Raw genomic sequence first — 11,241 nt, 5'->3', positions numbered from 1 at the left:
ATTCCGCTGCCGGCCGAGCGGCGCAAACCCAATGCGGCGCGCAAGCTGCATCTCGACGGGGCGACCGGCAACAATCTCAAGAACGTGTCCGTCGACGTGCCGCTCGGCCTGTTCGTGGCGGTCACCGGGGTGTCGGGCGGCGGGAAGTCAACGCTGATGATCGACACGCTCTACCAGGCGGTGGCGCGGCGGCTGAACGGGGCGCGCGTCGTGCCGGCGCCGCACGAGCACCTGACCGGGCTCGAACTGCTCGACAAGGTGATCGACATCGACCAATCGCCGATCGGGCGGACGCCGCGCTCGAACCCGGCAACCTATACCGGCGCCTTCACGCCGATGCGCGAATGGTTCGCCGGGCTGCCGGAAGCCAAGGCGCGCGGCTATGGGCCGGGGCGTTTCTCGTTCAACGTCAAGGGCGGTCGCTGCGAGGCCTGCCAGGGCGACGGCGTCATCAAGATCGAGATGCACTTCCTGCCCGACGTCTACGTCACCTGCGACGTCTGCAAGGGCAAGCGCTACAACCGCGAGACCCTCGACGTGCTGTTCAAGGGCAAGTCGATCGCCGACGTGCTCGACATGACGGTGGAAGAAGCCGCCGAGTTCTTCAAGGCGGTGCCGCGGGTGCGCGAGACCTTCAAGACGCTGCAGCGCGTCGGGCTCGACTACATCCACGTCGGCCAGCAGGCGACCACGCTCTCCGGCGGCGAAGCGCAGCGCGTCAAATTGGCGAAGGAGCTGAGCAAGCGCGCCACCGGCCGCACGTTGTATATTCTCGACGAGCCGACCACCGGCCTGCACTTCCACGACGTCGCCAAACTGCTCGAAGTGCTGCACGAGCTGGTGTCGCAGGGCAACAGTGTGGTGGTGATCGAGCACAATCTCGAAGTGATCAAGACCGCCGACTGGGTGATCGACTTAGGCCCCGAAGGCGGCGACGGCGGCGGCGAAATCGTCGCCTGGGGCCCGCCGGAAGACATCGTCAAGGCACCGCGCAGCTACACCGGAAAATTCCTGAAGCCGGTGCTGGAAAAGGCCGCGGGCATCGCGAAGAAAAAGCGCAAGACCGGGGAAGCGGCGGAGTAAATACTTTAGTACCAGACACATCGAAGCAGGAAGACTGCATAATCTCTTGCAACCCTCAGACGATTTTGGCTGAATATGGCAACTGAGGGGAAGCCAATGGCCATACTTGATTTTGCGAAGGCGAGAAAAGATATTAATGAAATCATGGAAATCGTTAAATCGGTTCCGGAGTCGCTGCAAGAGAGGTGCTTTGAACTTCTCTTTGAGGCGGCATTTGCCGAGCCGACTGTAGCTACCGCGCCAAAGGAGCAGGCTCAGGACCGGATTGAAGCTCCCGCCGAGAATGATGGGAAAACACCGGATAAGAAGCTGCCCGCCAATATTCTTGCTTTTATTAACCGATATGGTGTGACAAGGGCAGAACTGGACAAGCTATTTATGCTTGATCATGACCCCATGTTACCAGTCTATAAAATTCCATCAGGAAACCTCTCGAAGGCACAGCTCATCAAGGTGATGATGGTGCTTTTGGAGAATGGCCTGCTCGGCAACTCCATCTCCGCTCCATACACTGAGCTACGTGAGAGCGTGAAAGATGATGGATTTTTCGACAGCAACTTCAACAAAGCTTTGAAACGAAATCACGCGCTGTTTCGCGGAGCGATCACGGACGACAGCATCGCTGAGGATGGAGTTGTTGAGTTGACCGGGGAAGGAATGACGAAACTTGCTGAGATCGTCAAAGAGTTAGGGCAGTGAAAGAGAGACTCTTGGCGCTTACTCGGGCTCATCTCACCTCTCTGTCAGATGTTCAAAAGCGCGTTGGAAGATATTCTGGCTCACAAATCCAAGCCGGGAGCTTGCTGGCAAATGTTCAAGGTGTAGCTGCTACGTGGTTTGATTCCGTGAAGCCTGCGCTTGAATCTGCAGGCTTTTCGCTAGCGCTCGTGAACGAGGCATCAAGATATTTCGAACGGCTACTCAGGGCATCTCGGACAAAACCCGGGAAGAATTCTCTCTTGGCTACGTTGAACGATTCGAGGACGTTGTATCTGGACCATATTGTTCATCAAATCGAAATTGGTTCTTTTTCAACCACGACTGGACTTAGCATCACTCCATTTATCGAGGGCCTTCCAAGCGATGAAGGCGAATATCTTGCTGAAGCTCAGCGCTGTCTAACTGCTAATGCTCTCAGGGCGTGCATCGTTTTGGGCTGGTGCGCCACCATAGCTCGAATCCATGCAAAGATTGGAGAGATCGGTTACGACAATTTTAGCAGGGCGACTGAAGAGATGGCGGCGAAGACGACGGGGCGATTTAAGCCGTTCAACAAGAAGCAAATGGTGGCGTCTCTTTCAGAACTGCAGAAGGTATTCGATACAGACCTATTGTGGGTACTTGAATATCTACAGTTGATCGACAATAACCAACATCAGCGGCTCCGGTATTGCTTTGAGTTTCGCAATAACTCCGCCCATCCCGGCCTGGCTCCAATTAAGGGACCGAACCTTTATTCCTTCTATTCTGATATTAGTGAAATCGTGTTGAAAAACAAGAAGTTCGCGTTGAACGATTTAGGCGTTCACGTCCGTAAGGCCGAATTGCAAGGGTAGCAATCGTAGCCCGGACAAGCGAAGCGATATCCGGGACTCATGGCGCAGGTGTCCCGCATTTCGCTTCGCTATGACGGGCTACGCGCCGTCTGCTAACATGGATGCAACAGAAAATGTTTGACGAGGCAAATCGCAATGCGCCGAACTCGGATCGAACTTGTCCATGAAGGCCGCTACGCGGCCGAGGTGACGGTCGAGCGCGGCGAGGAAGGCGTGTGGGCACCCTACTTCTCGCCCGACGATGTGCGCAGGCTCGAAGCGGTGCGGGTCGCGCTGCGCCGCGGCGATGTTGCCGAGGCAGCGAAGTATGGCCGGGTATTCGAGCTGAAGCCGATCTCTATTTGATCAACGCCGAGCGGACATCTCGATGGCTTCTTGGCGTGCGATCGTGGCGACCAAGCGTAGCCCGCATGAGCGCAGCGACATGCGGGGTTCTCCATGACCACGCATGTCCCGCATATCGCTGCGCTCATGCGGGCTACAGATTTCCCGAGGCCGCGATGACCGGGTGATCCGCCTGCTTCGCCGTAAAGGCCAGCACCGCGTCAATGTCGGCGTTTTCCAGATAGAGATAGTCACGCAAAATGTCGTCGCGTGAAGCGTCCGCGGCGAGTTGACCGAGAATATCGGCGACGCTGATCCGCAGGCCGCGAATGCAGGGGCGGCCGTGGAGGACGTCCGGATCGATGGTGATGCGCACGAGCAGGTCCGACATCGAATTCCTTTCCCGAAGCAATAGCATTTATCAGGGCGCTCCGCCCGATAGTCCCGCACTGTACCAAATATGAGACAAGATTTTTCGCGCACAACCTTAAGCTGAACAAAGACTGATTCTCCTGCAGCCCAGAGGACACGCGATGACCAGGATTTTGCGCGGCGGATCCCTTGCCACCCTCGCCTCCCTTGCCACCCTCGCCGCCTTCGCCACGGCCAGTCCTGCCTCCGCAGCCGACGTCGCCGCCGCTCCTTACGCCAAGGCCATCAGCGCGCCGGTCTACGCCTGGAGCGGGCTCTATCTCGGCGGCAATGGCGGCTGGGGCTCGAGCCGCAAATGCTGGGATTTCGTCAATGCGGCGGGCAGTTTCCTCACCTCGGAAGGCTGCCACGACGCTACCGGCGGCACCGCCGGCGGCCAGCTCGGCTATCGCTGGCAGGCCGCCAATCTGGTGTTCGGCGTCGAGGCGCAGGGCAACTGGGCGGATTTCCACGGCAGCAACATCAGCGTCGCCTTCCCGACCGTGGTCAACGCCACAAAGCTCGACTCCTTCGGGCTGTTCACCGGGCAGATCGGCAATGCCTGGGGCAACACCCTGCTCTATTTCAAGGCCGGCGGTGTGGTGACCGCGGATCGCTATACAGGCTATCTCACCTCCACCGGCACCCAGATCAGCGACACCGTCAAGGACAACCGCTGGGGCGCGGTGGTCGGCCTCGGCCTGGAATATGGCTTCGGCGGCGCCTGGTCGGTCGGCGTCGAATACGATCACATGTTCATGCAGGACAAGGTGATCCGATTCACCAATATCGGCACGCTCGCGCCGGCCGGCACCGCCTATGCCAGCGACCGCATCCATCAGGACGTCGATCTGGTAACGGTGCGGCTGAATTATCGCTGGGGCGAACGGATCGTCGCGGCCTATTGATCGGCGGCGCGGCATCCCCGCCGCGCCCCGCGACGCCAGATTGTGTTATCTAAAAATAACACGTTAGAGTTGTATTTTTCCTTTGCTCGTGCTATCAGCCGAACTCGCCGGCTGGCGCGACGCCGCCTCAACAGCGCTCGCCGCCGGTACAACCAGGCTGGGAGGCCACCATGGCGAGCAAAGAGGACGCCGGACGTCGTTTTCCTGAACCCCCTCCGCCGCAACCGACCGGGCGGACATTGGTGCTGTTGCACCGTGGCACCGAAATCCTCAAGGCCCAGAGCCAGATCAAGAATGCGATCGGCGTGGCAGCGTTCGATGCGCGCGAATTCGCCACCTCGACCACGGCGATGAGCGAGGCGCTGAGCGGCGGCTCCGCGGTGATCCTGCCGCGCTTCAGCGTCGCGGTGCTGCCCGAGGTCAGCAGTGCCGCCGCCCGGACGCAACTCAACGCGCTGGCCGCCGCCGGCGAGGTCCGGCAGGTGCGTCCGGAATTCTTCCTGTTCGCGGTCAGCGAGCGGGCGCAGCGCTATCATCAATGGGTGCGCGACGGGCTGGTGCTGCTCGCCGAAGAAGCCGCCTCGGTGGTGGTGGCGTCCGCGGAGTCGCCGACGCTCAGTCTGGTCGCCACTTCGCCGGCGCCGTTCGCCGACACCGATCAATACACCTGGGGTCTGCAGGCGATCGGCGCCGACAAATCCACCTACACCGGGCGCGGCATCCGGGTCGCGGTGCTCGACACCGGCCTCGATCTCGAACATCCGGATTTCAAGGGCCGGGCGATCGTCTCGCGAAGCTTCGTCGGCGGCGATGCGACAGACGTCCACGGCCACGGCACCCATACCGCCGGCACCGTCGCCGGGCCGGCAAAGTCGGCCATCGGCCGGCGCTACGGCGTCGCGCCCGACGTCGAGCTCTATGTCGGCAAGGTGCTCAGCGACAACGGCTCCGGGCGCGAGGGCGATATTCTGAACGGCATGAACTGGGCGATCGAGTCGAAATGCGTGGCGATTTCGATGTCGCTCGGCCGCGCGGTGCAACCCGGCGAGAAGCCCGACCCGCTCTATGAGGAGGTCGGCGCCGCGGCCCTGGCCGAAGGCAGCCTGATCATCGCCGCTGCCGGCAATGAGAGCGCGCGCGACTTCGGCTATATCGCGCCGGTTGGCGCCCCGGCCAATTCGCAGACCGTGCTGTCGGTCGCGGCGGTCGATCCGAAGATGGGGGTGGCGCCGTTCTCCTGCGGCAGCATCAATCCGGACGGCGGCCACGTCGATATTGCGGCGCCCGGCGTCGCGGTGTATTCCGCCGCGCCCCGCCCGCAGCTGTCGAGGATCCTGCAAGGCACCAGCATGGCCTGCCCGCACGTCGCCGGCTTGGCGGCGCTGTTCGCGCAGTCCGATCCGTCGCTGCGCGGCCAGAAGCTATGGGACGCGCTGGTGCACACGGCCCGCAGCCTGGGCAATGAAAGCGACCTCGGCGCCGGGCTTGCCCAGGCGCCGGCCGCGGGGGCCTAGCCCGCGGCGGCGGGGCCCACGCGATACGCTATAGCGTTTTCGCGCGAAGTGGATTTCGGTTCGCGTGAACAGAACGCTTCAAAATAAGAAGCTAGAGCTCCGGTTCTGATTCGATCAGAACCGGAATGGCTCTCGACTGCTGCAACGCCGGAGGCCCTTGGCATGGCAGAGATCGGAATCCTGGTGATGGTCGATAAGGATCGGCGCGCCGACCTCGACGAAGTGGCGAAGTCGCTGGAACAGCGCGGACTGCGCGTCGAGCAGAAGCTGTCGCGCTTTCGCACCATCACCGGGGTCGGCGAGAGTTCCTTGATCGATCAACTGCGGACGGTGGACGGCGTCGAAAGCGTGCGACCGCAACAAGGCGTGCAATTGCCGCCGATGGATGACGACATTCCGCAGTGAGCTACTGTTCCTGGGAGCTGCTGCGGCGCGCCTAACGCCGCACCAGCCGCGAATCCAGGATCGGTTGCCTCGCCTTGCGCCGCCTGATTTGAATCGCCTTCCACCCGCCGCGCGGCTATCCTGCGCCGATGTCCCGCTTCGCCTCTCTCGCGCTTGTCATCGCCCTCGCGTTGCTGCCGGCCGCGGCTGCAGCGGCGCCGGTGAAGAAGCCGCCGCAACGCTGGCACGGCTACGGCTTCCTGCCGGGCTATCATCAGCCGCCGAACAACAGCGTTCCGCCGTTTGCCGACAAAACCCCCGCTTCGCGCATGGCGTTGCGCAAGCGGCGGCCCTGGTACATCGATCCCGTGCCGCAATATTACGGCTACGACGACGAGCTGCATTATGTCGGCCGGCCCGGCTTCTACCGCGGGCGCTACAATGGCGGCAGCTTCGGCCCGTGTTGGACCCGCACGCCGATCGGGCCGATCTGGAATTGTGGCTGAGCGGCCCGCCCGCACGACGGCGCGGGCGCTTCCCCGTAGTCATACCTAGGGCGACGTCGCCACGTCCCGCGCGTTGTGATCGACCGTACCGATGGCCTGATAGCTTGCCGCTATCGCCGCACCCGCCCGCGGCGAGCGCGGCGTCCTCTGCACGCCTCGCCTGTGACACGCCATGCGCCCGGCGCGGCCTGCGCTGCGTTTGAAAATACCGCGTGCTTGCCAACCGGCGCTGGGCTAGACGGCGCGCACCCGCTGGCCGTGCTGATCCGGGCCATCTTGCGCCTTGAAGGCCCCGCTGCGCAGCTTCGAGGCCGTGCTATGAAGAATCTCGTCCTGCCCCGCCCGCTTCCGACCGCCGTGGTGGTCTGTCTGACGCTGGTGATCTGGTTCGCAATCCCGGTTCCGGCCGGCGTCGCACCCAATGCCTGGCATCTGTTCGCATTGTTCGTCGGCACCATCGTCGCGATCATCGGCAAGGCGATGCCGCTCGGCGCGCTGTCGATGATCGCCATCGCGCTGGTGGCGATCACCGGCGTCAGCAACCCCGGCAAGCCTGCGGCGGCATTGACCGACGCGCTGTCCGGCTTCGCCAACCCGCTGATCTGGCTGATCGTCAGCGCGGTGATGGTGGCGCTGGCGGTGACCAAGACCGGGCTCGGCCGCCGCATCGGCTTCTACTTCGTCAAGCTGTTCGGCAGGAAGACGCTCGGCATCGCCTATGGCCTGGTGTTTTCCGAATTGGTGATCGCGCCGGTGACGCCCAGCAACACCGCGCGCGGTGGCGCCATCATCCATCCGATCATGCGCTCGATCGCCGACAGTTACGGGTCGAGCCCCGAACAAGGCACCCAGAACAGCATCGGCCGCTATCTGGCGTTGGTGAACTACAACACCAACCCGATCACCTCGGCGATGTTCATCACCGCCACCGCGCCCAATCCGCTGTGCGTGGCGCTGATTGCCGCGGCGACCGCCGGCGCCATTTCAGTGAGCTGGGGGCAATGGGCGCTGGCGGCGCTGCTGCCGTGCCTGGTGATGCTGCTGGTAATGCCGCTGGTGCTCTATGTGCTGTATCCGCCGCAGATCAAGCACACCCCGGGAGCCAAGGAGATGGCCAGCGCGGAACTGGTCAAGCTCGGGCCGATGCGGCTGCCGGAAGCCATCACGCTCGGCGTGCTGATCATGATGCTGGCGGTGTGGGCCGGCGTGCCGGCCTGGCTGCTCGGCCCGGCGTTCGGCCTCGATCCGACCACCACCGCCTTCATCGGCCTGGCGCTGTTGTTGATCACCGGCGTCTTGGAGTGGGAGGACATCCTCAAGGCCAAGAGCGCCTGGGACACGCTGATCTGGTTCGCAGCGCTGGTGATGATGGCGACCTTCCTCGGCAATCTCGGCCTCACTAAATGGTTCTCGCTGACCATCCAGGGCGGCATCACCCATTTGGGAATGGACTGGAAGGCCTCGGCGGCGATCCTGGTGGTGGTGTATTTCTACGCGCACTACTTTTTCGCCTCGACCACCGCGCATGTCACCGCGATGTTCGCCGCGTTCTTCGCCGCCGGCATCGCGCTCGGCACCCCGCCAATGCTGCTCGGGCTGCTGCTGTCGTTCTCCTCGTCGCTCAACATGTCGCTGACGCATTACGCCACCGGCACCGCGCCGATCATCTTCGGCTCCGGCTACATCACGCTGAACGAATGGTGGATCGCCGGCCTGGTGATGAGCGTGGTCAACCTGTTGATCCTGGTCGGCGTCGGCGGGCTGTGGTGGGGCGTGCTGGGCTATCTCTGATCAAGCCGTTGTGGCGCCGCGGTTCGGCGTCACCTCACCCCGCTGCCCTTGCAGCGCTGGCAGGTCACCACCTTGTCGCCCTTTTTCAGCGTGCCCTTGCCCTCGCAATTCTTGCACTTCTGCTTCTTCTTGATGTTGGGGCCTTTGTCGTTGGCCATGACGGCCTCCTGCTATCTTTGCGGCGCAAGCGACGCGATCCCCGCTCTTAGAGCTATTCCGGTTCTGATAGAATCAGAACCGGAGCCCTAGATTGTTATTTTGACGCGTTTTCTTCACGCGAACCGGGATCCACTTTGCTCGAAAACGCTATAGCACTGTTGCCGTTCACTGCGGCGGGATATCGCGCTGCCGCCCGGTCCAATCCGCGCTATCATGCGCCGGGCCAATCGATTGCGTCATGCTGTCCCCTGCGCCCGGCGCAGGCCACTGCTGCGCGCGAAACCCGACGGCGCACTGCCGCGTTATGACGTGATGCGCGTCACCAGCGATGGCGAGGGCGCAGCCCGCTGACGCGGTCGGCGCAAGACTAATCTGGGGGACAATGCGGGCCCCGGGGTTCACCCGCACTTGAAAAATGCCGCCATCATGCCGATGTGCGTGCTGCGCGAGACACACAGGGGAACGCCGTGAACCAGATCGACATCACCGTCACCGTTCGTGACAACAAGCCGTGCCAACGTTTCGAACTGGACGCGCAGGGCTCGCTGGCCTTTGCGAGCTACCGTCGCGCCGCTGACAAAGTCATCATCACCCACACCGAAACGCCGGCGGCGCTGCGCGGACGCGGCATCGCCTCGCGGCTGGTGAAGGGTGCGCTGGAGTTGATTCGCGCCGAAGGGTTGAAAGTGGTCGCCGGTTGCGGCTTCGTCGCCGATTATCTCGACGCCCATCCGGAATATGCCGACCTCAAAGGCTGAGCTTACGATCGCATCGCAAGCAGCTTTCAGCAGCTATGGGGCGCATAAAAGGCCCACTCATAAAAATAAGGCCCGCACGTTGCGGGCCTTTTTGCTGTTGCACGTCGGCGACCGGCCGTCAGTGCTTGATCTCGGCCGGCAGCTTGCCGCCATTGGCGGCGAGTTTGCTCATCACCTGCTTGTGCAGCCAGATATTCATGGTCGCGGAATCGCTGGTGTCGCCGCTATAGCCGAGTTCCTTGGCCAGCTCCTTGCGCGCGCTGAGGCTGGAATCGATATCCAGCGCCTTCAATAGATCGACGATCGAGGTGCGCCACTCCAACTTCTCGTGCTTGTCGGCGACCGCCTTGTCGAGGATCGGCGCCACCTCGACGCTTTGCGCGGGTGCGCCGGCGCTGGAGCCGCCCGCAGACGGCGCCGTCGCCGGGCCGCCGGCGGTGGTGCCGCCCGGCGCCGCCTCGGCGTGGGTTCCGAAGATCGCGCTGATGATCTTTCCAAAAATGCTCATTGGGTGCTCCAAATGGACGAGTGATCGAGGGAACCGATCGCCCCGCGGCCGATTGACGTTTCAGCCGCGGGTTGCGGACTAACCGACGGGTTACGGCGTTGTTCCCCGCCGCATTGCACGCGGGCGTCATTGCTGAGTGCTGGCGACACGGATGAGCTGCGACACCGCACAGCATGGCATCACCCAGGCGTGAGTAACCGGGCGCTGCGGATCAGCGTTAGGCTCGCTTAACAGGTCGCGGCAAGACCAGGTCTTTGCGCTCGCGTCTGGTCTGCTCGTGATCATCCAGCACGTCGTCGCCGGTTCGAGCGATCCGGTGCGCAGAGGGAGGCACGACCATGGCCACGCCATATGCCGACGAGTTTGCCGACGATCTGCCCTATGCCGACCGCGCGGCCTCCGTGGGAGACGCGCAGCCCGCGGCGCAGCAAGCCCGGCGAGCCTCGCCGCCGGCGATTCGCAAGATCAACCTAGGCGATCTGCACGCTGCGTTGCGGCTCGGCTGGGAGGATTTCAAGGCGGTGCCGAGCCACGCCATCATGCTGTGCGTGATCTATCCGGTGCTCGGCCTGGTGCTGGCGCGCGCTGTGCTGGGCTATTCGGTGCTGCCGCTATTGTTTCCGATGGCCGCCGGCTTTGCGCTAATCGGCCCGTTCGCAGCGCTCGGGCTCTACGAACTCAGCCGCCGCCGCGAGCTCGGCCAGGACGCCTCGGCCTGGCACGCCACAGAGGTGCTGCGCTCGCCCTCGTTCGGCGCCATGCTCGGGCTCGGCGCGCTATTGCTGGCGATCTTCGTCACCTGGATCGCCACCGCCCAGGCAATCTATGTTGCGACCTTCGGCAACGCGCCGGCCGCGGCGATCCCGGATTTCGTCCGTCTGGTGCTGACCACGCGCGACGGCTGGCGGCTGATTCTGATCGGCTGCGGCGCCGGCTTCCTGTTCGCCGTGGTGACGCTGTGCCTCAGCGTGGTGGCGTTCCCGATCATGCTGGACCGCCAAGCCGGCTTCGTCGATGCCATTGCGACCTCGCTGCGCGCGGTGGCGCGCAATCCGCTGCCGATGGCCGCCTGGGGGCTGATCGTCGCGGCCCTGCTGGTGCTGGGGTCGCTGCCGGCCTTCCTCGGCCTCGCGGTGGTGATCCCGCTGCTCGGCCACGCCACCTGGCATCTGTATCGCAAGGTGGTGGAACCGAATCCGTTTCCGCCGGTGATTCCGCCGGCCAACCCGATTCGGCGCTCCGCAGCGGATTTCCCCGCCGCGCTCTTCCAATGGAAACGCGATCCGCGCTGAGCGCGCTGGCGCGGGCGGCAGGATTTCGCGGTTGCGAGAGGCCTGCC

General features: G+C 63.2%; 14 protein-coding genes. 11 read left to right on the top strand and 3 right to left on the bottom strand.

Going from position 1 to position 11,241, the window contains the following annotated elements; genetic code table 11:
- The 4 genes from VGC77_RS20410 to VGC77_RS20395 form a co-directional block, all read left to right on the top strand.
- Positions 1–1,083, top strand: a 1,083-nt coding sequence (locus VGC77_RS20410) for an ATP-binding cassette domain-containing protein (protein ID WP_331173388.1), incomplete at its 5' end; no start/stop codon positions are given.
- 96 nt (positions 1,084–1,179) lie between these two features.
- Entirely contained in the window at positions 1,180–1,782 is a 603-nt protein-coding gene (locus VGC77_RS20405; protein ID WP_331173387.1) for a hypothetical protein, read from the top strand.
- Positions 1,779–2,639 (top strand): hypothetical protein, encoded by an 861-nt coding sequence (locus VGC77_RS20400; protein ID WP_331173386.1) that lies wholly within the window; start codon positions 1,779–1,781, stop codon positions 2,637–2,639. The genes VGC77_RS20405 and VGC77_RS20400 overlap by 4 nt, the downstream gene beginning before the upstream one ends.
- Positions 2,640–2,774: 135 nt before the next feature.
- On the top strand, positions 2,775–2,984 hold the full coding sequence (locus VGC77_RS20395) for a hypothetical protein (RefSeq protein ID WP_331173385.1): 210 nt from the start codon (positions 2,775–2,777) through the stop codon (positions 2,982–2,984).
- Between the two features lie 133 nt (positions 2,985–3,117).
- Here VGC77_RS20395 and VGC77_RS20390 read toward each other — a convergent pair whose 3' ends face one another.
- Positions 3,118–3,354 (bottom strand): DUF433 domain-containing protein, encoded by a 237-nt coding sequence (locus VGC77_RS20390; RefSeq protein ID WP_331173384.1) that lies wholly within the window; start codon positions 3,352–3,354, stop codon positions 3,118–3,120.
- A 142-nt stretch (positions 3,355–3,496) separates the two neighbouring features.
- Between VGC77_RS20390 and VGC77_RS20385 the strand changes: the two genes are divergently transcribed.
- The 5 genes from VGC77_RS20385 to VGC77_RS20365 all read left to right on the top strand — a co-directional run bounded on the left by VGC77_RS20385 (position 3,497) and on the right by VGC77_RS20365 (position 8,477).
- Positions 3,497–4,282 carry an outer membrane protein gene (locus VGC77_RS20385; protein WP_331173383.1) on the top strand — a complete coding sequence of 262 codons (786 nt, stop codon included), beginning with the start codon at positions 3,497–3,499 and terminating at the stop codon, positions 4,280–4,282.
- A gap of 170 nt (positions 4,283–4,452) precedes the next feature.
- Positions 4,453–5,796, top strand: a complete 1,344-nt coding sequence (locus VGC77_RS20380) for a S8 family serine peptidase (protein ID WP_331173382.1) — start codon at positions 4,453–4,455, stop codon at positions 5,794–5,796.
- 162 nt (positions 5,797–5,958) lie between these two features.
- The gene (locus VGC77_RS20375; RefSeq protein ID WP_331173381.1) at positions 5,959–6,201 is read left to right on the top strand and encodes a hypothetical protein; all 243 of its coding nucleotides are present in this window, start codon (positions 5,959–5,961) and stop codon (positions 6,199–6,201) included.
- 128 nt (positions 6,202–6,329) lie between these two features.
- Positions 6,330–6,686 carry a hypothetical protein gene (locus VGC77_RS20370; protein WP_331173380.1) on the top strand — a complete coding sequence of 119 codons (357 nt, stop codon included), beginning with the start codon at positions 6,330–6,332 and terminating at the stop codon, positions 6,684–6,686.
- 318 nt (positions 6,687–7,004) lie between these two features.
- On the top strand, positions 7,005–8,477 hold the full coding sequence (locus VGC77_RS20365; RefSeq protein ID WP_331173379.1) for a DASS family sodium-coupled anion symporter: 1,473 nt from the start codon (positions 7,005–7,007) through the stop codon (positions 8,475–8,477).
- A 29-nt stretch (positions 8,478–8,506) separates the two neighbouring features.
- On the opposite strand, the gene VGC77_RS20360 is transcribed toward VGC77_RS20365, so the two are convergent.
- Entirely contained in the window at positions 8,507–8,635 is a 129-nt protein-coding gene (locus VGC77_RS20360) for a hypothetical protein (RefSeq protein WP_011473211.1), read from the bottom strand.
- A 468-nt stretch (positions 8,636–9,103) separates the two neighbouring features.
- Between VGC77_RS20360 and VGC77_RS20355 the strand changes: the two genes are divergently transcribed.
- A complete protein-coding gene (locus VGC77_RS20355) occupies positions 9,104–9,394 on the top strand; it encodes a GNAT family N-acetyltransferase (protein WP_331173378.1) in 291 nt (96 codons plus the stop codon).
- Positions 9,395–9,512: 118 nt separating this feature from the next.
- Here VGC77_RS20355 and VGC77_RS20350 read toward each other — a convergent pair whose 3' ends face one another.
- On the bottom strand, positions 9,513–9,902 hold the full coding sequence (locus VGC77_RS20350) for a DUF3597 domain-containing protein (RefSeq protein ID WP_331173377.1): 390 nt from the start codon (positions 9,900–9,902) through the stop codon (positions 9,513–9,515).
- A 338-nt stretch (positions 9,903–10,240) separates the two neighbouring features.
- Here VGC77_RS20350 and VGC77_RS20345 point away from each other — a divergent pair, with 338 nt between their 5' ends.
- Complete coding sequence (locus VGC77_RS20345; RefSeq protein ID WP_331173376.1) at positions 10,241–11,194, top strand: DUF2189 domain-containing protein; 954 nt, start codon at positions 10,241–10,243, stop codon at positions 11,192–11,194.
- Positions 11,195–11,241: the final 47 nt, after the last annotated feature.

The sequence above is a fragment of the Rhodopseudomonas sp. genome, from assembly GCF_036404135.1.
GTDB lineage: Bacteria > Pseudomonadota > Alphaproteobacteria > Rhizobiales > Xanthobacteraceae > Rhodopseudomonas_A.
The sequence above is the reverse complement of the archived record's forward strand: the minus strand, read 5'-3'. Positions and strand labels throughout refer to the sequence as shown.